This window comes from Azospirillum brasilense, from assembly GCF_022023855.1.
GTDB classification, from domain to species: Bacteria; Pseudomonadota; Alphaproteobacteria; order Azospirillales; family Azospirillaceae; genus Azospirillum; species Azospirillum brasilense_F.
In genome coordinates this window covers 749,100-773,103 of record NZ_CP059451.1, presented here as the reverse complement: position 1 = coordinate 773,103, position 24,004 = coordinate 749,100, and the positions used below count along the sequence as shown (strand labels likewise).

Below are 24,004 nucleotides of genomic sequence, written 5' to 3'. Positions count from 1 at the left end.
CTGAAAGCTCCTGTCGGGTGCGGCCGGGCGCTCAATGGGGCGCCAGCAGCCGGAAGGTCTGGTCGGCGGAACGGTTGTCGCGATGGCCGTTGCTCCAGCCGATGACGCGGCGGTAGCTGCCGAAGAGGCCGGCGGCGACCACCGTCTCTTCGGCGATCCCCGTCACCGTCTCGGCGTCGGGGGCGACATAGAGGGCATCGTCGGGGCAATGGGCTTCGCACAGGAAGCAGGTCTGGCAATCGGATTGCCGGGCAATGGCGGGGGCCGCTCCATCGGAGCGCCCCCCGCCGGCTGCCTGGAACACGTCCATCGGGCAGATGGACACGCAGATGTTGCAGCCGGTGCAGCGGGTCGGACTGATCAGCTCGATCATGCGGCCAGCTCCCGCTTCGCCCCAACCGGATCTGGATGGAGCGGCGCCGGACGGGCGGAGACGTGGACCTCGTCCAGCCCCCCGACCGTCAGCAGATGGCGCTGCGCCGGATCGAGGGCGGCATGGTCGAGGCGGCGGTGCATGCCGCGCGATTCCGTGCGCCCCAGCGCCGAGCGGTACATCCAGCGGGCCGTCGCCAGCATCGCCGCGGCCTCCCGCACGCGCAGGGAGTCGTCGGCCGAGGATGGCGCGGCTCCGGCCGCGTCGCTCCACAGCCGGTCCAGCCGGGCGAGCGCGCCGGTCAGCCCCTCCTCCGTGCGGAAATAGTTGATGTGGTAGGGGAACACCTCGGCCTGGACGGCGCGGGTCAGCGCCGCGGCGTCGATCGCCCCGCCCCGCCCCTCGCGCAGCCCGGCGCCACCGGCCCGCCGCAGCGTGCGAGCCCCATTCCCCAGGGCGCGGGCATGGTCGGCGGCCCCCTGCCCGGCCCAATGGCCGCTCGACATCGCCCAAGCCGCGTTGTGGCTGCCGCCGCCGGTGAAGCCGCCGCAGATCGGCTCGCGCGTCGCGGCGTCCCCCGCGGCGAACAGGCCGGGCACGGCGGTGGCGCAGGTCTCGTTCACCAGCCGCAGGCCGCCGGTGCCGCGCACCGTGCCCTCCAGCCGCAAGGTCACCGGGAAGCGCTGGGTGAAGGGGTCGATGCCGACGCGGTCGAAGGGCAGGAAGAAGTTCGGCTGGGCGTGGCGCATCGCCGCCCACAGCTCCGGTTCGGCCCGGTCGAGGCGGGCGTAGACCGGCTCGGTCGCCAGGACCCGCGCGATGACCGAACGCCCCCCCTTGGAGGCGGCGCCCGGAATGACCTCGCCGTCCGCCCGCGTGAAGCTGGCCCACTGATAGAGCAAGGTCTTGGTCACCGACCCGAAGGCCGGGGCGATGGCGTAGGCGTTGGAGAATTCCATCCCCGACAGGTCGGCCCCGGCCTCCGCCGCCATCAGCAGCCCGTCGCCGGTCAGCACGTTGCAGCCGAGCGCCTTGCTGAGGAAGGCGCAGCCGCCGGTGGCGATGACCACCGCCTTCGCCCGAACGGCCCAGCGTCCGCCCTTCTGCCGCCGCACACCGGCCGCGCCGGCCACGGCGCCGCCGTCATCGACCAGCAGTTCCAGCGCCGGGCAATGGTCGAGGATGGTCACGCCGGCCTGTTTCACCCGGCGGCGCATCAGCCGCATGTATTCCGGCCCCTGCACCGACACGCGGTGGTCCCGCCCGTCGGCGTCGCGCGGAAAGGGATAGCCCCAGTCGGCAAGCTGCCCGACCGCCGCGTGGGTGCGGTCGAGCACGCGGTCCATCCAGCCGTGATCGGCCAGATGACCGCCGAGCCCCTCGCGCGCCGCCTTGGCCGCCGCGCGCTTGGCCGGGTCGGGGTCGACGTACCACAGCGTGGTTCCCGACGCGGCGGTGGCGCCGGACGTGCCGCAGAAGCCCTTGTCGGCCAGGATGGTGCGGGCACCGGCGGTTGCGGCGGCGATAGCCGCCCAGGTGCCGGCGGGGCCGCCGCCCAGAACGAGGACGTCGGCCTCAAGGTGGGCGTCGAACTCAAGAGATGAAGCGGATGGGTTGGCGGGAGCGCCGGGCGCGTTGGCCATCGGAAACCTCCGGGGCTGATCGGTCGTGCGGACGAAGCGGCGGGCTGAGCGTCCGCGGCGGGTCCGAAACCGATATTTCACGTCTCTGTTTCGCTTTATGTTACAATAAACATACTTACACAGTAGTGTTTGTACGCATACAGAAATATGCACGCCTGTAAAAATTTCGGCCGGCACGCCCGATGAAGGGACGTGCCGGCCGTGATCCGCGCGTTCTGTGGGCTATCGGGAGGCGACCCTCACGCCTCCGCCAGCGCCTGCTCCAAATCGGCAATGATGTCGTCCGGATGCTCGATGCCGATGGACAGGCGGACGTAGCCGGGCGTCACGCCGCTGGCGCGCTGGTCTTCCGCAGACAGCTGGGAGTGGGTGGTGGTGGCCGGGTGGATGGCGAGCGACCGGGCGTCGCCGATGTTGGCGACGTGGTAGAACAGCTTCAGCGCGTCGATGAACCGCCGGCCCGCCTCCGCACCGCCGGCCAGCTCGAAGCCGACCAGCCCGCCGTAACCGCCCTTCAGATAGGCGTCCGCCCGGCGCCGGGCCTCGCCCTCCTGAAGGCCGGGGAAGATGACCGACGTCACCTTGGCGTGCGCCTTCAGGTGATTCGCCACGAGGATGGCGTTGGCGTTGTGCTGGCGGATGCGCAGGGGCAGCGTCTCCAGACCCTGGATCAGCTGGAAGGCCGATTGCGGGCTGAGCGCCGCGCCGATGTCGCGCAGCAGGGTGACGCGGGCGCGCAACGCGTAGGCGATGGGGCCGAGCGGCTTTGCGGCTTCCGTCCAGATGGCGCCATGATAGCTGGGATCGGGCTGGGTCAGCAGCGGGAAGCGGGCGGCGTGGGCCTCCCACGGGAAGGTGCCGCCATCAATCAGGACGCCGCCGATGGTGGTGCCGTGGCCGCCGATGTATTTGGTCGCCGAATAGAGCGTCACCGCCGCGCCATGCTCGAAGGGCCGCACCGTCAGCGGGGCTGCCGTGTTGTCCACGATCAGCGGCACGCCGAGCTCCAGGCCGATGTCGGCGACCTCGCGGATCGGGAAGACGTTCAGCTTCGGGTTCGGCAGCGTCTCGGCGTAATAGGCGCGGGTGCGGTCGTCGGTGGCGCGGCGGAAATTCTCCGGGTCGGCCGGATCGACGAAGCGCGCCTCGATGCCGACCTGCTTCAGCGTGTTGGCGAACAGGTTCCAGGTGCCGCCATAGAGGTCGGTCGAGGTGACGATGTTGTCGCCGGCCTGCGCCAGATTCAGCACCGAATAGAAGGATGCCGCCTGGCCGGACGCCACCGCTACCGCCGCCGCCCCGCCCTCCAGAACGGCAAGCCGCTGCTCCAGCGCATCGACCGTCGGGTTGGTGACGCGGCTGTAGATGTTGCCCAGCTCCTCAAGCGCGAACAGGCGCTGGGCGTGGGCAGTGTCCTGAAACTGGTAGGAGGTCGTCTGATGGATCGGCACCGCGACGGACCCGGTGACGGGATCGGCACGGAAAGCGCCGCCATGAACGGCCAAGGTTTCGAAACGCGGCGAACGGTCGGTCATCGGGAGTGCTCCCTCTTCGGCGTTGTGTGGGGGGATGACGTTCAGGCAGGGATGCCGACGAGATCGGCGTAATGGCGCTGCGCCACGTCGGGGTGGGAGCGCAGGCGGCTTTTCAGCGTGTTCTCGCCGACCGACGCGAACAGGGGGTTCAGCGGGTCCTGCTCCGGCCCGCGCGCCTCGGCGGCCAGATCGTCCGGCAGCGGCAGCACCGGCACGCGGACGTCCAGCCCGGCCCCCAGGAAGAAGGCGGTCGACAGCCGGTCCACCCCCGCCGGCGGCGTCACCACCCGATGCACCGCGGCGCGGAAATAGCCGTTGGTCGCCAGTTCCAGCAGTTCGCCGGCGTTGACCACGAAGGTGCCGGGAAGCGGCGGGACATCGGCCCAGCCCCCGTCCGTCTCGACCTGCAAACCGCTCTGGCGGTGCTGGAGCACCAGAGTCAGCAGGCCGCTGTCCTTGTGCGGCCCGACACCCTGCCCCTCCCCGTCATCCGACTCCACAGCGTCATGGCCTGGATAGCGGATCAGCTTGATGAGCTGGGTCGGCCGGTCGGTGAGGATCGGCGCGAAGGCATCCTCCGGCAGGCGCAGAGCGGTCGCCACGGCCGACAGCAGGCGCCGCGACACCGCCGTCAGTTCGTCCTGCAGGCGCAGCACGGCCGGGCGCAGTTCCGGCAAGGCGTCCGGCCACTGGTTGGGACCCTGCAGGCGGACCCAGGGCGGCGCCCCCGGCCCCCAGGGCAGGGCCTCCCGCTCGGACCCGATGTCCAGCTGCTCGCGCCAGTCGGCGCGGCCGCGAGTCCGCTCCCAACCGGCGCGGGTGTAGCCGCGGAAATGGGGCGAGTTGACCATCTCGATGGACAGCTTGTCGCGCTCCGGCAGCGTGAAGAAACCGCGCGACAGGTCGAAGACCGCGTCAAGGAAGGCCGCATCGACCCCGTGTCCGGTCACGTAGAAGGCGCCGAAACGGCGAATGGCCGCGCGCAGCTCCGACAGGAACAGGGCGCGATCGGCGCCGCCGCCGTCCAGACGCGCGAGATCGAAAAGCGGCAGCGGCGGCCGGTTGGCCGGAGAGGTGGTCGTGGTCACAAAGGTCTCCTTTGCGGACATGCGTTCGGGAACGCCCGCTTGCGTGCAGCGAACGGAAGGATCGGGAGCCGTGGATTCGGGAACGGTACGCTCAGCCGGTGCGGCGGGCCTTCAGCCAAGCGCCGCGCATCTGCGCCCAGAGTCCGCCGGCCGGAGTGTGGAAAGCTTGGCACTCCGCTCCGGCACAGATCCCCATGGCTTCGGGAAGCGGAACCCAGACCGTTCCGGAGTCGGACGCTGCGGAAGCGGAGGCCGGACGGGCTGTTGGGTGGTTGGCCATGACGTCGTTCCAGGGCAATGGCGGAGCGGCTTCTCCGGGGTGCCGACACCCCGCGGAAACCGTGGCTCTCAGGCATCATTGCCCGTCGATCACAAATTGTCTACATGATTTATGGGTTTATGACGCTATAAACAGTATTTATAACTTTAGGTTTTTGTAGTTTTATAATTTTCAACAATCTTATTGACAGCCCAAATTTCCTACAATCAGATTAGGGAATAAGCGCTGTCCGGTCCCGGCCAATCGGTGGTCCGAGGCGCCCTGGGAACCGACACCCCCGAACCATGGCCAATTGCCGGGCTCCAAGTCCGACCCGGCCCCCCGGCCCCTTGCGCAAAACAACAAAGATCATTGCGGGAAACCACCATGCACAATCCTTCCCAGTCCCCTTTTCCCTCACGTCCGACCACGCGACGCGGCTCGTTGGCGCGCGCCCTGATCACCGGGGCGCTCGGCCTCGCCATCGGGCTCGCCATGACCGGCGCCGCCGCGGCCGGCCCGACGCTCGACGCGATCAAGGCGCGCGGCAGCATCAAGGTCGGCGTCGGCACCCAGCCCGGCTTCTTCGCGCCCGACAGCAACGGCCGCTGGCAGGGTTTCTTCGTCGATTTCGGACGGGCGCTGTCCATCGCGGTGTTCAACGACCCGGACAAGGTCCAGTTCGTCTCCTCCTCGCCGCAGCAACGCCTGCCCGCGCTGCAATCGGGCGAATTCGACATCCTGCTGTCGGGAGTGACCCAGACCTTCACCCGCGCCACCAAGCTGGGTTTCCATTTCGGTCCGGTGGTCTTCTATGACGGCCAGGGCCTTCTGGTGCCGAAGAAGCTGGGGGTGAGCAAGGGCAAGGACCTGAACGGCGCCACCGTCTGCGTCCAGACCGGAACCACGGGCGAACTCAACATCACCGACTTCTTCCGGCAGAACGGGATCGCCTTCAAACCGGTGGTGATCGAGGAAACCGCCGAGAACCAGAAGGCCTTCGCCAGCGGCCGCTGCGACGTGCTGACCCAGGACGCCTCCGATCTGGCGATCACCCGCACTCAGTTGCCGAAGCCCGACGACTATGTCCTGCTGCCGGAACGCATCTCGAAGGAGCCGCTCGCCCCGGCCATCCGCTATGGCGACGACCAATGGCTGGAGATCGTCAACTGGGCGGTCTACGCCACCATCCAAGCGGAGGAGTTGGGGATCACCCAGGCCAACGTCGACAGCTTCCTGACCAGCGGCGATCCGGCGATCCGCCGCTTCCTGGGCGTCGATCCCAGCCTGGGCGAGGCCGCCAGGCTCGACCCGAAATTCGCCTACACCATCATCAAGACCCTGGGCAATTACGGCGAGATCTTCGAGCGCAACGTCGGACCGGCGACAAAGGTCGGGCTGGATCGCGGCCACAACACGCTGTGGACCCGGGGCGGGCTTCTCTACGCCCCGCCCTTCCGCTGAGAGGCCCGGTGCGCTCCGGCCCCATTGCCGCGGTCACCCTGTGGTGGGGTGGCCGCAGCGCCCTTCAGGCGACCATCCTGGCGCTGGTCCTGTTCGGCGGGTTCCTTCTCGTGTCCAACACGCTGGCGAACATGGAGCGCTTCGGCATCACGCCGGGCTTCGCCTTTCTCGAACACCCGGCCGGATTCGAGATCGGGGAGGCGCCGATCGATTATCGGCCGCAGGACAGTTACGCCCTGGCCCTGTTGGCCGGGTTGCTGAACACCGTCAAGGTCGCGGCGGTCGGCTGCCTGGCGGCGACCGTCCTGGGCGTGCTGCTCGGGGTGGCGCGGCTGTCGGGCAATGCGCTGCTGTCCGGACTGGTCCAGGGCTATGTCGAGCTGATCCGCAGCACCCCGCTGCTGTTGCAGCTGTTCTTCTGGAGCGCCACCTTCCAGGCCCTTCCCGCCCCACGCCAGGCGCTGAACCCGCTGCCCGGAGTATTCCTGTGCAACCGCGGCATCCAGTTGCCGGCCTTCGCCGACGGTCGGGCGGCGGGATGGGTGCTCGCCGCCGCCGTCCTCGGGACAGTGCTCGCCCTCGCCGGGACCGCGCTGCACCGGCGCGCCGGACGCCGGGGGGGCCTGCCGGGGATGACGGTCGCGGCGGTGGCCTGCGGCCTGCCCGTCTCCCTGCTGCTGGCGTCGGGCGTGCCGTTGCGGATCGAGGTTCCGGAACTGTCCGGTTTCAACTTCAGCGGCGGAACGACGGTGTCCCCGGAATTCTCGGCCTTGCTGGTCGGGCTGGTGGTCAACGCCGCCGCCATGATCGCGGAGATCGTGCGCAGCGGACTCCAGGCGGTGCCGGCCGGACAATGGGAAGCGGCCCGCGCCCTCGGCCTGACGCGCGGCCGGACCATGCGGCTGGTGGTGCTGCCCCAGGCCATGCGGGTGATCGTGCCGCTGCTGACCTCCAGCTATCTCAACCTGACCAAGAATTCGAGCCTTGCCGTCGCGATCGGCTTCCCGGATCTGGTCAGCGTCATCAACACCAGCGCCAATCAGACGGGACAGGTTCTGGAAACCATGGCGATCATGATGGGCGCCTATCTGACGGTGAACCTCGCGGTGTCGGCGGCGATGAACCTGTACAACCACCGGCTGGCGATCCGGGGATGGCGATGACCGACGGTGTGCTGGAGGCCACCCCGCCGGCAAACCACCCCCTGCCGCGCTGGCGGCGGCTGCGCACCAGCCTGTTCGGCACCCCGCTGAACGCTGCGGTGACGCTTGCCTGTCTCGTCCTGCTCGCCTGGGCGGTGCCGCCGCTGCTACGCTGGAGCCTGCTGGACGCGGTGTGGGTCGGGCCGGCCGACCGCTGCGCCGACGCGGCCGGCGCCTGCTGGGCGTTCATCGGCGAGAAGCTGCGCTACATCCTCTTCGGCCTCTATGACCAGGACCGGCACTGGCGCCCTGCGGTTGCCAGCGCCATCCTGCTGGCGCTCGCCCTCGTCAGCGGCATGCCGCTGTTCTGGCGGCGGGCGACGCTGGGGCTCTGGGTCTGCGGGCTCGCGGTCGCGGTGCTGCTGCTGACCGGCGAACCGGGCGGACCGGCGGTGCCGACCGAAAGCTGGAGCGGCCTGCCGGTCAGCCTGCTGCTCGCGGCCGCCGGTCTGGTCGGGGCCTTTCCCCTGGCGGTGCTGTTGGCGCTTGCCCGGCGCAGCCGCATGGGCGGGGTGCGGACGCTGGCCATCCTGTTCATCGAGGTGACCCGCGGCGTGCCGCTGATCGCGGTGCTCTATGTCGCGACCCTGCTGCTGCCGCTGATGCTGCCCGCCGGCTCGGCCATCGACAAGCTGCTGCGAGCGCAGATCGCCATCATCCTGTTCGTCTCCGCCTATCTGGCCGAGATCATCCGCGCCGGCCTCCAGGCCATTCCGGCCGGCCAGCACGAGGCCGCCCAGGCCCTGGGTCTCGGCTACTGGCAAGCCATGCGGCTGGTCATCCTGCCGCAGGCGCTGCGGACGGTGATCCCCTCCATCGTCAATCTGGCGATCGGCCTGTTCCAGGACACCACGCTGATCATCGTCGTCGGCCTGTTCGACCTGCTGAACACCGCGCGCACCGCGGCCAAGGACCCGGCATGGCTCGGCTTCTACGACGAGGCCTTCGGCTTCGTGGCGTTGATCTATCTGACGGTCTGCGTCGCCGCGTCCCGCTACAGCCTGTGGCTGGAACACCGGCTGCAGCGGTGAGCGTGCCGCCGGCGTCCCGGACGGGGTCACCCCGCTGACCGGCTTTCCACGCAATCCCGCAGAAGACACGCCGCGTCCTCGACGCCGCGGATGGCAAGAACCCTGGACTGGAGCCGGTCCATCGCCGGTTCGGACAGCGCGCGGGCGGCGTTGGCGCGGAACTTCGCGATCACCGCCGCCTCATCGTCGGCGGGCGTCACGCCGCGCACCGGCAAGGTTCGTCGGGATCCTCGGCATGCCGCTGAAGATCTGGCCGACGCTGTATTAAAAGAGGATCGACCGGCGTCATGATGGATTCGCTCGGGGGGATCGCGCACGGGCTGTCAATCGCGGCCTCTCCCGCCAACCTACTGTATTGCTTCGCCGGGGCGCTGCTCGGCACCTTCGTGGGCCTCCTGCCCGGGGTAGGGCCGCTGCTGACCATCGCGCTCCTGCTGCCCTTCACCTTCTCGCTGGAGCCGACCGGCGCGCTGATTATGCTGGCCGGCATCTATTACGGTGCCCAGTATGGCGGATCGACCACGTCGATCCTGCTCAACATGCCGGGCGAGACCTCGTCGGTGGTGACCTGCATCGACGGGCACACCATGGCGCGCCAGGGGCGCAGCGGTCCGGCCCAGGCGGTGGCCGCCATCGGCTCCTTCATCGCGGGCACGCTGTCGACCGGGATCGTCGCCTTCTTCGCGCCGGTCCTGGCCGGCGTCGCCATCCGCTTCGGTCCGGCCGACTATTTCTCGCTGATGGTCCTCGGGCTGGTCGGAGCTATCGTTCTGGCGCAGGGGTCCTTCGTCAAGGCGCTGGCGATGATCGTCCTCGGGCTTCTCTTCAGCCTCGTCGGCACTGAAGTCAACAGCGGGGAGTAGCGCCTGACCTTCGGCATCCAGGCTTTGGCGGACGGCATCGGCGAGATCATCCGCATCCTAATTGGGCAGGAGCGCGACGGCGGGCGGGTCATCCCGCACGGCTCGCTGATGCCGAGCCGGCAGGACCTGTGCTCCTATGGCGCTGATGATCGGCGCGCTGATGCTGCACGGCATCACCCCCGGCCCCCGCATCATGCAGGCCGAGCCGGACCTGTTCTGGGGCGTCGTCGCCAGCATGTGGATCGGCAACGCCATGCTGATCGTGCTGAACCTGCCGCTGGTCGGGCTGTGGGTGCGGCTGCTGCGCGTGCCCTACCGCTTCCTCTACCCCACCATCGTGCTGGTCAGCTGCATCGGCGTCTACGGCGTGTCGAACAGCGCGTTCGACCTCGTGACGACGGCCGTCTTCGGGCTTCTCGGCTGGGTCCTGCAGGCCCTGCGCTTCGAGCCGGCGCCGCTGCTCCTGGGATTCGTGCTGGGGCCGATGATGGAGGAGAATCTTCGGCGCGCCATGATCCTGTCGCGCGGCGATCCGACCGTCTTCCTGCGCGAGCCGATCAGCCTCGCGCTGCTGATCCTCACCGGCCTGCTGCTGGCCGCCATCATCCTCCCCACCGTCCGCCGGAACCGCGAGCGCGTGTTCGCGGAATGACCGGCGGGCGGCATGGGCGCGTCCCTGGCGTCAGGGCTGCGGCGCCGAGCCGATGAAGGCCGAGGCGCGCTCGCCCCACCGCTCATGCGGGTAGTAGTCCCAGACGGCATGGTGTTGGGTGGCCCAGTTGTCCCAGAAGACCAGGGAATTAGGGCGCCAGTGGATGCGCGTCTGGAAGGCCAGGTTCTTTTCGATGTGGCGAAACAGCAGGCCCAGGATGGCGTCGCTCTCGGCGCGCGTCAGCTGGACGATGTGACTGGAGAAGGCCTCGTTGACGAACAGGTACTTGCGCCCGGTCAGATGATGGCGCGCCACCACCGGATGCTCGGTGGACGGAAAGGTCTGCCCCGGCTGCGGCGTGGCGCCATAGCCCGCCGTCCAGGCCTTGCCCCCGTCATGAACCGCGGTCAGGCCGTCGAGCAGCGCCTTGACCCTCTCCGACAGCGAATCATAGGCGAGGTACATGTTGGCGAAGGCGGTGTCGCCACCGATCTCCGGCTGTTTGGTGACGCGTAGGAAGGAGCCCCAGATGGGTTCGGGATCGCAGGTCACGTCGGAATGCCACGCGTCGCCAGCGGTGTAACGGGCTTCGGGGCCGGTGCGCCAGGCCAGGATCTCCGGGTCGTGGTCGTTCGACGACAATTGCCGGGCACCCCCCAGCACATGGCGGTGCAGCGTGCCAAAGTGGCGGGCGAAGCGCTTGTGGTCCTCCGCGGTGATGTCCTGGTCGCGGAACACCAGCACCAGGTGGTCGGCGATGGCCTTGCGGATGTCGGCCAACTGCGCGTCGCTCAGCGGTTTGGACAGGTCCACGCCTTCGACCTCGGCGCCCAGGATGGGCGACAGCGGGCGCACCGCGATGCTGTCGTAGCTCGGCCGTTCGCGGCGGCTCCAGTCGGCGATGGCGGTCTTGTCGTGGAAGTCGCGGTAGAAGCTCATGATGGTTCCCCCTCAGATTTTGCCGTTAAATTTCGTAGGCGAACGGAAGCTCCGCCGAGGTGAAGAACTCGCGGTGGATTTCCTTGCGCAATGCGATGAAGTCCGGGCTCGACCGGTCGCGCGGGCGCGGCAGCCCGACCGACAGCCTTTTGCGGATGGTGCCGGGCCGCGACGACATGACCACCACCTCGTCGCCGAGGAAGACGGCCTCGTCGATGTCGTGGGTGACCAGGACCATGGTCGTGCGCTGCGCCTCCCAGATGCGCAGGATCTCCTGCTGCATCTGTATCCGGGTCAGGGCGTCCAGCGCGCCGAACGGTTCGTCCAGCAGCAGCACCCGTGGCTGGTTGACGAGCGCGCGGGCGATCGCCACGCGCTGGGCCATGCCGCCCGAGAGCTGGTGCGGGTGGGCCTTGGCGAAGCCCTCCAGCCCGACCAGTTCCAGATGCTCCCGCACCCGCCGGGCGACCTCCGCCCTGGGCAGGTTCATCAGCCCGAAAGCGATGTTCTGCTCGACCGTCAGCCAAGGCAGCAGGCGGTGCTCCTGGAAGATCACCCCGCGGTCGAGGCCGGGACCGCCGATGGGCCGCCCGTCGAGCGTGACGGACCCGTCATAGCTGGTCTCCAGACCGGCGATGATGCGCAGAAGCGTGCTCTTGCCGCAGCCGGAACTGCCGACGATGCTGACGAAGCTCCCGCCCGGAATGTCGAGCCGGATATCGCTGAGCGCCTGGACCGTTTCGGTCCTGAGCGGGCCGGTCTTCAGCGTGAAGGTCTTGGACAGCGGGCCGATGCGCAGGCTGGCGGCGCGGTCGGCGGCCCGTTCAGCGGCCCGATCGGCGCCCGTCTTGCGGACAGCGGTGGCAACCATGGCGGTCAGCTCCCCGAGAAGGTGGATTTCCAGGTGATCAGGCGGCGTTCGGCGGCGCGCAGCACGATGTCCAGCAGCTTGCCCATGGCGCCGATGGTGATCATGCCCACCAGCACCTGATCGGTCTGGCTCATCTGCCGGGCGTCCATGATGAGGTAGCCGAGGCCCGACGAGGCGGCGATCAGCTCGGCGGCGACCACGCAGATCCAGGCCACCATCAGCCCGACGCGCAGGCCCGTCATGATGTTCGGCAGCGCCCCCGGCAGGACGACCTGGAGAATGAAGCGGCGGCGAGTCACCTCCAGCACGCGCGCCAGTTCGACATGGCGGTGGTCGGTCTGGCGGATGCCGTCGATGGTGTTGACGAGGATGGGGAAGATGGCGCCGAGGAAGATAATGTAGACCTTCCCCGCCTCGCCGATGCCGAACCACAGGATGGCCAGCGGAATCCAGGCGATGGGCGGAATGGGCTTGGTCAGCTGGATGATCAGGTCGGTCAGCCGGTCCAGCGTCCGCGACAGGCCGATCCCGATGCCCAGCGGCAGACCGACCAGCGCGGCGATGGCGAACCCCTCCAGAACGCGCAGCAGGCTGACGCCCAGGTGGCGGAACAGGTCGCCGCTGGCCGCCAGATCGATGAAGGCCTTGCCCACTTTGGTCGGCGGCGGCAGCAGGATGGGGCGGATGTAGCCCAGCTCGAACGCGGCCTGCCACGCCGCCAGCAGCGCCACGGGAAGCGCCACATACAGCGCAGCCCGCCACAGCACGCCCGACAAGACGCCGGCCAGGGCGCCCAGGCGGGAGCGCGCGGCCCCCGCCGTCAGCCCGGCCCGCTGCGCGGAAGGCGCATCGGAGGCCAGTTGGGCGCTCATTTCAGCCCCGCCTCATCCGCCAGCTTGCGGTTGAAGAAGGCGTCCACGTCCACCGCGGTCTTGATCAGGCCGTGGGCGCGCATGAACTGCTCGGTCTTCTTGACCTCGGCCACATCGTCGTCATGGATGGCCGGGTCGTAGTTCATCCGCCGCAGAACCTGAACCAGCAGGTCAGGGGCCAGATTGACGTCGCCGCTGATGAGTTCGGCTGCCTCCTTGGGATTGGCGGTGATGAACTCCGAGGCGCGCTTGTACGCCGTCAACAGCGCCTTCGCCTGCTCGGGCCGGTTCTTGAGGAAGCCGTTGTCGGCGACGATCAGCAGCAGCCCCTTCTTGATGCCAGTGCCGTCGGCCAGCACGCGGACCGCCTTCTGCGATTCGAAGCGGGTCAGGATCGGCTCCCACACCGCGCCGGCGTCGACGGTGCCGGCGACAATGGCCGGCGGGATCTCCGCCACCGGCAGGTTGATCAGCTCGACGTCGCTGAGCGTCAGGCCGCCCTGCTCCAGTACCAGCGCCAGCAGATGGTGGGCGTAGGACCCCTTGGTCACCGCCACCTTCCTGCCCTTCAACTCCTTCGGTGCGGTGATGGGAGAGTTGCCGCCGACAATGACCGCCAGGCTCTTGGGGCCGTCGGAGGTCAGCGCGATCGCGCTGGTGTCCAGCCCCGCCGACTTGCCGACCAGCGCCGGGGTATCCCCGACGAAGCCCACATCCTGCTGTCCGGCGGCGAAGGACTCGTTGATCGGCGGACCGGCAGGGAAGAGCGACCATTTGACGGCCGAGTTCGGCGCCACCTTGGCCAGTTCCTCGTCAAGCCACTTCTTCTGCTTTGCGACGAACAGGGGCGCATAGAGGGGAAAGGGCTGCGCGGCGATGCGCAGGTCGGCAGCAGCGGAGGTGGTGGCGGTTCCGGCCAGCCCGATGCCGATGGCGGCCGCGACGGCCAAGGCGACAATCCTGGAAACAGCCATGGTGATGCCTCGTTTATGCTCGGGTTTTGTAGCTGGGGTTCGATGGTTGGAACGTGCGTTGCCGAGCCGCTGCTCGGATCGCCGATTTCCCTATCTATTTAGTGGATATCTTGTTCCATTTAACACAACAATGTGTCAAGGTGTCTTCGCATTCACACCAAGGTGATTGCATTTGAAATCCCCTCTCCCCTTTGGGGAGAGAGTTAGGATGAGGGGGTTGCGCTTTTGCCGGACATATCGCCATGCGCAACCCCCTCACAGGCCCTTCGGGCCACCCTCTCCCCTCTAGGGAGAGGGCTATGAAGGCCAAATGCGATCACCCTGGCATCCACACGTCATCGGCGTGCATTGCCCCGCCAGACACACAGACTGCGCAATTCATTGCTCAGACCCAACGCAAAGGGGCGTTATTGCCTATTTCTGAGATAGGTTTATTCGGAGCGAACGTTCCCGTCAGCTGCCTCAGCGAAAGGACAACCCAATGACGACGAAGACCCCTCATGCCGACGGCTTCCGCCGCTTCACGCTGACGCCCTACAACCCCTTTATCGGTGCCGTGGTTGACGGAATCGACCTCAGGGAAACCACCGGCGAGGAGGTCCGCGCCGACCTGCGCCGAACATCTGCCGGTGGTGCATAAGGTCGTCCAAACCCATCCGGTCACGGGCCGCAAGCTGGTCTATGTCAGCCCGAACTTCACCCTGCGCATCCGCGGCTTGTCGCGCCAGCAGAGCGACGCGCTGCCGACCTTCCTGTTCGGGCTGTTCGAGAAGCCCGAAGCCCAGGCGCGCTGGCACTGGCGGAACGGCGACGTGGCGATCTGGGACAACCGCGCCACCGTCCATTACGCGGTGACCGACTACACCGAGTACCGCCTGCTCCATCGGGTCACCTTCGGCGAGGACAAGGCGTTCTGAGCGGGAGCGCTGGGCGCCGTCCGCCCGCAACGCTTTGGCACACCCGCGCCATCGACGGATTCGACCGCGCCGCAGCAGGGGGCGGTCGATACGCTGGCCGAGGAACTCCAGGTGCAGGAAACCACGAACGACCGCAGTCCGCTGACCGCTGACCGCCTTTGCGTCCGAGGGTGGGTACCACGCGGGTTGATGCCCCCTTCCGCCCCAGGAAGGAAATAGGCATTTCCTTCATCCCAGTGATATTAAACATTTTTATTATGTTGTACATAGCAACTAACACACAAATATGACATTTAGAGTTGCTTGTTTCCCTTCTTCATATGTAGAGTTTTCTCACCGGCGCGCGAACCCGCAGCCGGGTGAAGACGGGGGAGATACGCGACCATGAAACAGTTCCTGCCTTCCATCGCCCTGCTGGCGCTGGCCTCCCTGGCGCCGGTTTCCGCCGAGGCCGCCGGCAAGGTCGTCGTCGCCTACCAGACCGACGCGCTGCCGTCGTCGGTGGCCATCGCGAACGGGGACTTCGCCAAGGCGACCGGCGCCGAGATCGATTTCCGCAAATTCAACTCCGGCGCCGACATCTTCGCCGCCATCGCGTCGGGCGACGTCCAGGTCGGCTATGTCGGCTCCAGCCCCTTCGCCGCCGCGGTCAGCCGCGGGCTGGACGTGAAGGCCTTCTACCTCGCCAGCTCTTCCGGCACCGACGAGGCGCTGGTGGTCCGCAACGGCTCCGGAATCGAAAAGCCCGCCGATCTGAAGGGCAAGAAGCTGGCCGCCGCCCCGGTCTCGACCGACCATTACCAGCTCCTCGCCGTGCTGAAGCAGGAGAAGCTGAGCGAACGCGACGCCCAGGTTTTCGCCATCCCGCAGCCTGACATCGTCGCGGCCTGGAACCGCGGCGACCTGGACGGCGCCTTCGTCTGGGACCCGGCGCTGACCGAGTTGAAAAAGACCGGCAAGGTTCTGCTGACTTCCCGGCAGGTGGGCCGACCGCGGCGCCCCGACCTTCACCGCCTGGGTCGCCACCGCCGCTTTCGCCAAGGAGAACCCGGCCTTCCTGAAGAGCTTCGCCGGTGTGGTGGAGCGCTACAGCGTCTCCTTCCGCGACGACAAGGCCGCCTGGGGGCCGGAGTCGCAGAACGCCAAGACGCTAGCCGGGCTTCTTGGTGGCACGCCGTCCGATCAGGCGGCGGCGCTGAACAACCTGTCGCTGATCCCGGCGAGGCAGCAGGCCACCAAGGACTGGCTGGACGGGGGGGAGAACAGCGGTACCGCCCGAATCCTGAAGGAAACCGCCGAATTCCTGAAGGAGCAGAAGAAGGTCTCTACCGTGCTGCCCAGCTACGGCGGCTTCGTCACGGCGGATTACGTCAAGGCACTGCCCTGAAGCGCGGCCGGACGGGAGGCGCGCCATGCTCCGGGTGCAGAACGCCAGTGTGTTCTTTCCAGGCCGTGACGCCGGGACGATCCACGCGCTGGACCGCGCGTCGCTGGACATCGACGCCAACAGCATCGTCGTCGCGCTCGGCGCGTCGGGCTGCGGCAAGTCCACACTGCTGAACGCCATCGCCGGCTTCCTTCCCCTGTCGGACGGCAGCATCACGCTGGACGGCCGGCCGGTGGAACGTCCCGGCGCCGACCGCGGCGTGGTGTTCCAGAAGGACACGCTGCTGCCCTGGAAGAGCGTGCTGGACAATGTGGCGCTGGGCCTGGATTTCGCCGGCCTCCCCCTGCGGGAGCGGCGGGACGGTGCCGCGGAGCTGCTGCGCCTCGTCGGGCTGGAGGGCTTCGCCAAGGCCGCCCCGCACGAGCTGTCCGGTGGCATGCGCCAGCGCGTCGGCATCGCCCGCGCGCTGGCCACCGACCCGAAAATCCTGCTGATGGACGAGCCGTTCGGCGCGCTCGACAGCCTGACGCGGGAGCAGATGCAGGAACTGCTGATCGACGTCTGGGCGCGCACCGGCAAGCGCATCTTCTTCATCACCCACTCCATCGAGGAGGCGCTGTTCCTCGGCACGACGGTGGTGGTGATGTCGCCGCGCCCCGGCCGGATCGTTGCGCGCTTCGACCTCGATTTCGTCCGGCGCTTTGCCGCCGAACGAGACGTGCGCGCCATCCTGTCCGACCCGGAGTTCGGGGACCTGCACAACCGCATCCGCGACCTCGTCCACCGCCCCCACCACACGGCGGCCCGCCATGCGGAGACGCTGCAATGACCGACGCCGCCCGCACGACGACCGAACCCCTTGCGGTCCCCGCCGCCCGGCCCCGGACCGTCGCCCTGCGGCCCTTCGGACTGGACGGCGCGCGGACCGGTCCGATCAGCGCGGTCACCGGCCTTCTGCTGATCGTCGCGTGGTTCCTGGTCGCGCACTACCGGCTGGTGACGCCGCTGTTTCTGCCCGCGCCGGGGGAGGTGGTCGCCCAGTTCCTCGCCATCCTGGAGGACGGCTACGCCGGCGCCACCCTGGGGGAGCACGTGTCGGCCAGCCTGCTGCGCATCCTCGCGGCGGCGCTGATCGCCGCGTCGCTCGGCATCCCGCTTGGGCTGGCGATGGGGCTGAACCGCTGGGCCAAGGGCGTTCTCGACACCCCCATCGAGTTCTACTGGCCGCTGCCGCCTCTGGCCTATCTGCCGCTGATGATCATCTGGCTGGGCATCGGGGAGGTGTCGAAAATCGCCCTGCTGACGCTGGCGATGTTCGCCCCGATCTGCCTGTCGGCCCAGGCCGGCGTGCGGTCGCTGCCCATCGAGCGGGTCAACGCCGCCCTATCGCTGGGGGCCACGCGCTGGCAGCTCTTCCGCGCCATCGTGCTGCCCAGCGCCCTGCCGGAGATCCTGACCGGCCTGCGCATCGCCATCGGCGTCGGCTGGAGCACGCTGGTCGCCGCCGAGCTGATCGCGGCGACGCGCGGCATCGGCTTCATGATCATGTCCGCCTCGCATTTCCTGGCCACCGACGTGGTGTTCGTCGGCATCGGCATCATCGCCGCCTGGGCCTTCGCCTTCTCCTACGGGATGCGCCTGCTGGAATCCTGGCTGGTGCCGTGGAAGGGCAAGACCTGACGCCCTTCAGAACCGGAGTGCCTTAACCGTGCCGCGGCCCCCCAACATCCTGTTCATCATGGCCGACCAGATGGCGGCCCCCGCCCTGCCCTTCCACGGCCATCCGGTCGTCAAAACGCCAAACCTGTCGCGGCTGGCCGCGAAGGGCGTGGTGTTCGACAACGCCTACTGCGCTTACCCGCTCTGCGCGCCGTCGCGCTTCGCGCTGCTGTCGGGGCGGCTGCCCTCGGCCATCGGCGCCTTCGACAACGCGGCGGAATTCGCCTCCTCGGTGCCGACCTTCGTGCATTACGCCCGCGCCGCCGGCTACCGCACCTGTCTGTCGGGCAAGATGCATTTCGTCGGCGCCGACCAGCTCCACGGCTTCGAGGAGCGGCTGACCACCGACGTCTATCCCGCCGATTTCGGCTGGACGCCCGATTGGGGGAACGGGGCGCTGGCCTACGACTGGTCGCATCACATGACGAGCGTGGTCGAGGCCGGCCCCTGCCATCGCAGCCTGCAAATCGACTTCGACGAGGAAACCGCCCATCAGGCGGTGCAGAAGATCTACGATTACGGCCGCACGGCAGACGAGGCCCCCTTCCTCCTGGCGGTGTCCTTCACCCATCCGCACGACCCCTTCAACTGCCTGCCGGAGCACTGGAATCTTTACGACCACGCGGAAATCGACTTGCCGTCGGTGCCGCCCATCCCGCCGGAGCGGCTCGATCCGCACAGCCGGCGGCTCCATTACATGGACGGGCTGCACCGCTACGACCTGACGGAGGAGCGGGTGCGCACCGCGCGCCACGCCTATTACGGCTCCATCAGCTATGTGGACGAACTGGTCGGGCGCCTGCTGACGGCGCTGGAGCGTGCCGGGCTGGCCGAAGACACCATCATCGTCTTCACCGGCGACCATGGCGAGATGCTGGGCGAACGGGGCATGTGGTACAAGATGACCTTCTTCGAATGGTCGTTCCGCGTGCCGCTGCTGGTGCACGCTCCGGGACGCTGGGCGGCGCGCCGGGTGTCGGCCCCGGTGTCGCACGTCGATCTGTTCCCCACCATCCTCGACCTGCTCGACAGCCGGGCGCCGCTGCCGGTCGACCCGTTCTACGGCGAAAGCCTGCTGCCCCTGCTCGCCGGTTCGGCGCGTGGCGCCGGCCGCACCATCTTCGCGGAGTATTTGGGGGAAGGGACGCTGAACCCCGCCTTCATGGTGCGGCGCGGTCGCTACAAATACATCGCCTGTGACGGCGACCCGCCGCAGCTCTACGATCTGGAGGCCGACCCCAAGGAACTGGTCAACCGCGCCGGCGCGCGCGATCTCGCCGCCATCAAGGCCGATCTGGCCGCATCCGTCGCGCGGCGCTGGAACGCGCCGGCCCTGCGCCGCGCGGTGATCGAAAGCCAGAACCGGCGGCTGTTCGTCCACAAGGTTCTGCTGACCGGGCGCCACACGCCCTGGGATTTTCAACCCCACCGCAGCGCCGCCACCTCCTATGTCCGCAATTTCGGGGTCGCCGAGGACACGCTGAAGGCGCTGGCCCGCCTGCCGGCGGTGGAGCCGGTGCCGCCCGACGCCTGATTCTTCCTCTCCCATCTCTGCCATCCGGGGAACCGCCATGCCCGACATTTCTCTGTCCAGCCTGTCCATCACCCCCGTCAGCCCGGCCATCGGCGCGCGGGTGGAGGGGCTGGACCTCGCCAACCCGCTGAGCGACGCGGAGGCCGCCGCGCTGGAGCGCGCTCTGGTCACCCATCAGGTGCTGTTTTTCGAGAATCAACCCCTGACGCCCGCCGCACAGCGCGCCTTCGCCGCCCGCTTCGGCAGCCTGCATGTCCACCCCGTCTATCCCAACGTGCCCAAGCAGCCGGAGATCATGGTGCTCGACACCGGGCCGCACAACGTGACGGACAACGACGTCTGGCACACCGACGTGACCTGCATCGAGACGCCGCCGGCCATCGTGGCGCTGTCGGGCAAGCTGATCCCGCCCAGCGGTGGCGACACCGTGTGGGCCAGCAACATCGCCGCCTACAACGGCCTGTCGGAACCGCTGCGCCATCTGCTCGACCCGCTGACCGCGCTGCACGACTTCACCAAGTCCTTCCCCGAATGGCGGCATAACAGCGATCCGGAGACCCACGCCCGCTGGCGCGCGGCCCGCGACCGCCACCCGCCGGTGACCCACCCGGTGGTCCGCGTCCATCCGGTGAGCGGCGCCAAGGCACTGTTCGTGAACGAGAATTTCACCTCACGCATCGTCGGGCTGAGCGACCGCGAAAGCGCCGCCATCCTCGATTTCCTGTTCGACCACATCAGCCGTCCGGAATTCACCGTGCGCTGGCGCTGGAAGGCGGACGACCTCGTCCTGTGGGACAACCGCTCCACCCAGCATTACGCGGTGAACGACTATCTGCCGCACCGCCGCCTCATGCACCGCGCCACCGTTCTGGGCGACCGGCCCGTCGGCCCCTGAACGAATTTCTCATAACAATGTCAAACCACTAGGGAGAATCTTAACCGTGAAGAGCCTGTTCCCGCGCCGCGCCATGTTCGGCGCCCTGTTCGCCGCCGCCCTGTCCACCCTTCTGCCGGGCACCGCCCGCGCCGCCGACAAGGTGACGGAGATCCGCCTCGACTACGCCTATTACAACCCGGTCAGCCTCGTGCTGAAGGAGAAGGGCTGGCTGGAGGAGGATCTGAAGAAGGACGGGATCGCCGTCCGCTGGGTGCTCAGCCTCGGCTCCAACAAGGCGCTGGAGTTCCTGAACGCCGGCAGCCTGGATTTCGGCTCGACCGCCGGGGCGGCGGCTCTGATCGCCCGCATCAACGGCAATCCGATCAAGTCGGTCTACGTCTATTCCAAGCCGGAATGGACCGCGCTGGTCACCGGCCCGAACAGCGCCATCACGAAGGTCGAGGACCTGAAGGGCAAGCGCGTCGCCGTCACCCGCGGCACCGACCCGCACATCTTCCTGGTCCGCACGCTCGCCCAGCACAAGCTGACCGACAAGGACATCAAGCTGGTCCTGCTTCAGCACCAGGACGGCCGGCTGGCACTGGAGAAGGGCGACGTGGACGCCTGGGCCGGACTCGATCCGCTGATGGCCCAGGCGGAGATCGACAACGGCGCCCGGCTGTTCTACCGCAACGCCGCCGCCAACACATGGGGCGTGCTGAACGTGCGGGAGGAGTTCGCCAAACAGCAGCCGGAGCTGGTCGCCCGCGTGCTGCGCGCCTATGAGAAGTCCCGCGCCCACGCGCTCGCCAACCCGGCGGAGCTGAAGACGACCATCGCCACCGCGGCGAAACTGTCGGAGCCGGTGGCCGCCCGCCAATTGGAGCGCACCGACCTCAGCCACGGCGCCATCGGGACGGAGCAGGCCGACACCATCCTCCAGGCCGGTCTGGCCCTTCAGGAGAGCGGCGTGCTGGGCACCGATGTGGACGTGAGGGGGGCGGTCGCCGCGCTGATCGACCCGTCCTTCTCCAAGGCGCTGACACAGTAAAGGGGGGCGGTTCCGTGGCCGTCATCGAACCGGCGCTGGACCGGCGGGACGCCGTGTCCGGCGTCCTTCCGGAACCGCCCGGTCCGGTGCCCCGCCGCCGCTGGCTGGATTGGCTGGCCGGCCTGATCGCCCCGCTGACCCTCGCGCTGGGCTGGGAAGTTGCGGTGGCGCAGGGCTGGGGCAACGGGCGCCTGCTGCCGCCGCCCGGCCGCATCCTGTCCACCTTGTGGGGCCTGTGGCGATCCGGCGACCTGACCACCCATGTGCTGGCGACACTGGCGCGGGTCGGGCTGGGCTTCCTGTTCGGGGTGTTGGCGGGGACGGTGCTGGGGGCGCTTACCGGCTATCTGACCTGGGCGCGTCGCTTGCTCGACCCTACCCTGCAGGCGCTGCGTTCCATCCCATCGATCGCCTGGGTGCCGCTGTTCATCCTGTGGTTCGGCATCTTCGAAACCTCGAAGGTGATCCTGATCGCGGTGGGCGTCTTCTTCCCCATCTATCTGGCCCTGTCCGGCGCTATCCTGGACGTGGACCGCAAGCTGGTGGAGGTCGGGCGTATCTTCCGCCTCTCGGGGACGGCGTTGGTGTGGCGCATCCTGTTGCCGGCGACGCTGCCCGCCTATGTGCTGGCGCTGCGCGCCGGGCTGGGGCTCGGCTGGATGTTCGTGGTGGCGGCGGAGTTCATGGGAGCCAGCGAAGGGCTGGGCTTCCTGCTGACCGATGGGCAGATGACCGGCCAGCCGGCGACCATCCTTGCTTCCATCGTCGCCTTCGCTGTGCTGGGCAAGCTGACCGACGGGCTGCTGGCCGCCCTGTCCCGCCCGCTCCTGCGCTGGCAGGATTCCTTCAAGCCGGAGGGCTGAACCGATGCTGCGCATCGACGGATTGAGCAAGCGCTACCCCAACGGCCATCTGGCGCTGGAGGGGATTGGACTGGAGGTGGCGCCGGGGGAAATCCTCGGCGTCGTCGGCGGTTCCGGCTGCGGCAAGAGCACGCTGCTGCGGCTGATTGCCGGGCTGGAGGCGCCGACCGCCGGGGAGGTCGTGCTGAACGGCCAGCCGGTGCGCGGCCCGCGCGACGAGATCGGTTTCGTCTTCCAGGAACCGCGGCTGATGCCCTGGCTGCGCATCCGTGACAACGTGGCCTTTGGAATCCGCCACTTGCCGAAGGCGGAGCGGGAGGCCCGCACGGCGCAGGCGCTGGCGCGCGTCGGCCTCAGCGATTTCGCCGGAGCATGGCCACGGGAGCTGTCCGGCGGCATGGCCCAGCGCGCGGCGCTGGCCCGCGCGCTGGTCGGGCGGCCTTCGGTCCTGCTGCTCGACGAGCCATTCTCGGCGCTGGACGCGCTGACCCGCTACGACCTGCAGGACCATCTGCTGAGCCTGTGGGCCTATGATCGCCCGACGCTGATCCTGGTCACCCACGACATCGAGGAGGCTCTCGTCCTGGCCGACCGCGTCGTGGTGATGCAGCCCCGTCCGGGCCGCGTCCTGACCGTCGCGGCACCGCCGCTGCTGCGCCCGCGCGATCGCGCCGACCCGTTGTTCGAGCTTTGGAAGAACCGGCTGCTCGCTGACCTCAGCCGGGCGTTCCGCCATCGCATCAGCGGCGACGAGGCGTTCCCCGCCGCCGCCATCTGACCGCGTTTTCGTATCAACCGGTCAACGTTCTTATGTCAGCCTCCGCCCCTCGCCGGCGTCGAACAGATGGGCGGAGGCGGCCGGCAGGCGCAACGGCAGGACGTCGCCGGGACGCGCGGCCACGCGCTCGCGGAACACCCCGACGAAGGGTTGCCCGGCAAGCTGCCCCACCACCTGCGTTTCGGAACCGGTCGGCTCGACCACCGCGACGTGAAGCGGGACGCCCTCCTCCGGGTCGATGAGGGCGTGCTCCGGGCGCAGACCGAGCACCGCCGGGCGTCCGTCCGCCTCCGGCGGAACCGCGGGCAGCGGCAGGGCCGGGCCGCCGTCCAGCCGGAAGGAGGCGCCGCCGTTCACCGCGATCCGCCCCGTGAGAAAGTTCATGGCCGGAGAGCCGATGAAGCCGGCAACGAAGCGGTTGGCCGGGCGGTCGTAGAGGTCCAGCGGCGCCCCCGCCTGCTCCACCCGCCCGTCGCGCATGACGACGATGCGGTCGGCCATGGTCATCGCCTCGATCTGGTCATGGGTGACGTAGATGGCGCTGGTCCGCAGGCGCTGGTGCAGGGCCTTGATCTCCGCCCGCATCTGCACGCGCAGCTTGGCGTCCAGGTTGGACAGCGGCTCGTCGAACAGGAAGAGCCGGGGATCGCGCACGATGGCCCGGCCCATGGCGACGCGCTGCCGCTGCCCGCCCGACAGCTGGCCCGGCCGGCGGTCGAGCAGGGCCGACAGCCCCAGCACCTCAGCCGCGCGCGCCACCCGGGCGGCGATCTCCCCCCGGTCCACGCCCTTCAGGGTCAGCGCGAAGCCGAGATTCTGCGCCACCGTCATGTGCGGGTAGAGCGCGTAGTTCTGGAACACCATCGCGATGTCCCGGTCCTTCGGCGGCACGTCGTTGACGAGGCGTCCGCCGATGCGGATCTCGCCCTCCCCGGCCTCCTCCAGCCCGGCGATCATGCGCAGCAGCGTGGACTTGCCGCAGCCGCTCGGCCCGACCAGCGCCACGAACTCCCCGTCGGCGATGTCGACCGACACGCCGTGGAGGACCGGCGTGCCGCCGTAGGACTTGCGGAGGTCCCGGATGATCACGGACGCCATGGCGTTTCCCTCCT

The 24,004-nt window shown here is 68.6% G+C and carries 22 protein-coding genes and 2 pseudogenes; 14 read left to right on the top strand and 10 right to left on the bottom strand.

Annotation, left to right across the window (positions count from 1 at the left end):
* Positions 1-31: 31 nt before the first annotated feature.
* The 4 genes from H1Q64_RS26170 to H1Q64_RS26155 all read right to left on the bottom strand — a co-directional run bounded on the left by H1Q64_RS26170 (position 32) and on the right by H1Q64_RS26155 (position 4,660).
* Positions 32-373: a 4Fe-4S dicluster domain-containing protein gene (locus H1Q64_RS26170; protein WP_237906776.1), complete on the bottom strand. Its 342-nt coding sequence runs from the start codon at positions 371-373 to the stop codon at positions 32-34.
* Positions 370-2,016, bottom strand: a complete 1,647-nt coding sequence (locus tag H1Q64_RS26165; protein WP_237906775.1) for an FAD-binding protein — start codon at positions 2,014-2,016, stop codon at positions 370-372. Before H1Q64_RS26165 ends, H1Q64_RS26170 begins: the two co-directional genes overlap by 4 nt.
* A 239-nt stretch (positions 2,017-2,255) precedes the next feature.
* Entirely contained in the window at positions 2,256-3,551 is a 1,296-nt protein-coding gene (locus tag H1Q64_RS26160; RefSeq protein WP_237906774.1) for an O-acetylhomoserine aminocarboxypropyltransferase/cysteine synthase family protein, read from the bottom strand.
* Positions 3,552-3,592: 41 nt separating this feature from the next.
* On the bottom strand, positions 3,593-4,660 hold the full coding sequence (locus H1Q64_RS26155; RefSeq protein ID WP_237906773.1) for an isopenicillin N synthase family dioxygenase: 1,068 nt from the start codon (positions 4,658-4,660) through the stop codon (positions 3,593-3,595).
* Between the two features lie 733 nt (positions 4,661-5,393).
* On the opposite strand from H1Q64_RS26155, the gene H1Q64_RS26150 reads away from it, so the two are divergent.
* The 3 genes from H1Q64_RS26150 to H1Q64_RS26140 are packed head-to-tail and all read left to right on the top strand — an operon-like array spanning position 5,394 to position 8,595.
* Positions 5,394-6,362: an amino acid ABC transporter substrate-binding protein gene (locus H1Q64_RS26150; protein WP_237907202.1), complete on the top strand. Its 969-nt coding sequence runs from the start codon at positions 5,394-5,396 to the stop codon at positions 6,360-6,362.
* A gap of 8 nt (positions 6,363-6,370) precedes the next feature.
* Positions 6,371-7,525, top strand: a complete 1,155-nt coding sequence (locus H1Q64_RS26145; protein WP_237906772.1) for an amino acid ABC transporter permease — start codon at positions 6,371-6,373, stop codon at positions 7,523-7,525.
* Positions 7,522-8,595: an amino acid ABC transporter permease gene (locus H1Q64_RS26140; RefSeq protein ID WP_237907201.1), complete on the top strand. Its 1,074-nt coding sequence runs from the start codon at positions 7,522-7,524 to the stop codon at positions 8,593-8,595. The genes H1Q64_RS26145 and H1Q64_RS26140 overlap by 4 nt, the downstream gene beginning before the upstream one ends.
* A 26-nt stretch (positions 8,596-8,621) precedes the next feature.
* Here H1Q64_RS26140 and H1Q64_RS26135 read toward each other — a convergent pair whose 3' ends face one another.
* Positions 8,622-8,810 carry a hypothetical protein gene (locus H1Q64_RS26135; protein WP_237906771.1) on the bottom strand — a complete coding sequence of 63 codons (189 nt, stop codon included), beginning with the start codon at positions 8,808-8,810 and terminating at the stop codon, positions 8,622-8,624.
* Between the two features lie 75 nt (positions 8,811-8,885).
* Here H1Q64_RS26135 and H1Q64_RS26130 point away from each other — a divergent pair.
* Positions 8,886-10,110, top strand: a pseudogene (locus H1Q64_RS26130) (tripartite tricarboxylate transporter permease).
* Positions 10,111-10,140: 30 nt separating this feature from the next.
* Here H1Q64_RS26130 and H1Q64_RS26125 read toward each other — a convergent pair.
* Genes H1Q64_RS26125 through H1Q64_RS26110 form a run of 4 tightly spaced genes read right to left on the bottom strand, consistent with a single transcriptional unit; the run spans position 10,141 to position 13,766 of the window.
* Positions 10,141-11,049: a TauD/TfdA dioxygenase family protein gene (locus H1Q64_RS26125; RefSeq protein ID WP_237906770.1), complete on the bottom strand. Its 909-nt coding sequence runs from the start codon at positions 11,047-11,049 to the stop codon at positions 10,141-10,143.
* 25 nt (positions 11,050-11,074) lie between these two features.
* On the bottom strand, positions 11,075-11,920 hold the full coding sequence (locus tag H1Q64_RS26120) for an ABC transporter ATP-binding protein (RefSeq protein WP_237906769.1): 846 nt from the start codon (positions 11,918-11,920) through the stop codon (positions 11,075-11,077).
* A gap of 5 nt (positions 11,921-11,925) precedes the next feature.
* Complete coding sequence (locus H1Q64_RS26115) at positions 11,926-12,792, bottom strand: ABC transporter permease (protein ID WP_237906768.1); 867 nt, start codon at positions 12,790-12,792, stop codon at positions 11,926-11,928.
* Positions 12,789-13,766 (bottom strand): aliphatic sulfonate ABC transporter substrate-binding protein, encoded by a 978-nt coding sequence (locus H1Q64_RS26110; protein WP_237906767.1) that lies wholly within the window; start codon positions 13,764-13,766, stop codon positions 12,789-12,791. Before H1Q64_RS26110 ends, H1Q64_RS26115 begins: the two co-directional genes overlap by 4 nt.
* 481 nt (positions 13,767-14,247) lie before the next feature.
* Between H1Q64_RS26110 and H1Q64_RS34020 the strand changes: the two genes are divergently transcribed.
* From H1Q64_RS34020 to H1Q64_RS26065, 10 genes and pseudogenes are all read left to right on the top strand, one after another.
* The gene (locus tag H1Q64_RS34020) at positions 14,248-14,406 is read left to right on the top strand and encodes a hypothetical protein (protein ID WP_330874591.1); all 159 of its coding nucleotides are present in this window, start codon (positions 14,248-14,250) and stop codon (positions 14,404-14,406) included.
* Positions 14,396-14,683, top strand: coding sequence for a TauD/TfdA family dioxygenase (locus H1Q64_RS26105; RefSeq protein WP_330874589.1), 288 nt, complete (start codon positions 14,396-14,398; stop codon positions 14,681-14,683). The genes H1Q64_RS34020 and H1Q64_RS26105 overlap by 11 nt, the downstream gene beginning before the upstream one ends.
* A gap of 384 nt (positions 14,684-15,067) precedes the next feature.
* Positions 15,068-16,070: pseudogene (gene tauA, locus H1Q64_RS26100) on the top strand (taurine ABC transporter substrate-binding protein).
* Between the two features lie 25 nt (positions 16,071-16,095).
* Complete coding sequence (locus tag H1Q64_RS26095; protein ID WP_237906765.1) at positions 16,096-16,899, top strand: taurine ABC transporter ATP-binding protein; 804 nt, start codon at positions 16,096-16,098, stop codon at positions 16,897-16,899.
* Positions 16,896-17,750, top strand: a complete 855-nt coding sequence (locus tag H1Q64_RS26090; RefSeq protein ID WP_237906764.1) for an ABC transporter permease subunit — start codon at positions 16,896-16,898, stop codon at positions 17,748-17,750. Before H1Q64_RS26095 ends, H1Q64_RS26090 begins: the two co-directional genes overlap by 4 nt.
* Positions 17,751-17,808: 58 nt before the next feature.
* A complete protein-coding gene (gene betC, locus H1Q64_RS26085; RefSeq protein ID WP_237907200.1) occupies positions 17,809-19,323 on the top strand; it encodes a choline-sulfatase in 1,515 nt (504 codons plus the stop codon).
* A 37-nt stretch (positions 19,324-19,360) separates the two neighbouring features.
* Positions 19,361-20,218 carry a taurine dioxygenase gene (gene tauD / locus H1Q64_RS26080; protein ID WP_237906763.1) on the top strand — a complete coding sequence of 286 codons (858 nt, stop codon included), beginning with the start codon at positions 19,361-19,363 and terminating at the stop codon, positions 20,216-20,218.
* Between the two features lie 73 nt (positions 20,219-20,291).
* Positions 20,292-21,251: an aliphatic sulfonate ABC transporter substrate-binding protein gene (locus H1Q64_RS26075; protein WP_237907199.1), complete on the top strand. Its 960-nt coding sequence runs from the start codon at positions 20,292-20,294 to the stop codon at positions 21,249-21,251.
* 86 nt (positions 21,252-21,337) lie between these two features.
* The gene (locus H1Q64_RS26070; RefSeq protein ID WP_237907198.1) at positions 21,338-22,114 is read left to right on the top strand and encodes an ABC transporter permease; all 777 of its coding nucleotides are present in this window, start codon (positions 21,338-21,340) and stop codon (positions 22,112-22,114) included.
* A 4-nt stretch (positions 22,115-22,118) separates the two neighbouring features.
* Complete coding sequence (locus tag H1Q64_RS26065; protein WP_237906762.1) at positions 22,119-22,892, top strand: ABC transporter ATP-binding protein; 774 nt, start codon at positions 22,119-22,121, stop codon at positions 22,890-22,892.
* Positions 22,893-22,922: 30 nt separating this feature from the next.
* Here the strand turns inward: H1Q64_RS26065 and H1Q64_RS26060 are convergent, their stop codons facing one another.
* A complete protein-coding gene (locus tag H1Q64_RS26060) occupies positions 22,923-23,990 on the bottom strand; it encodes an ABC transporter ATP-binding protein (protein WP_237906761.1) in 1,068 nt (355 codons plus the stop codon).
* Positions 23,991-24,004: the final 14 nt, after the last annotated feature.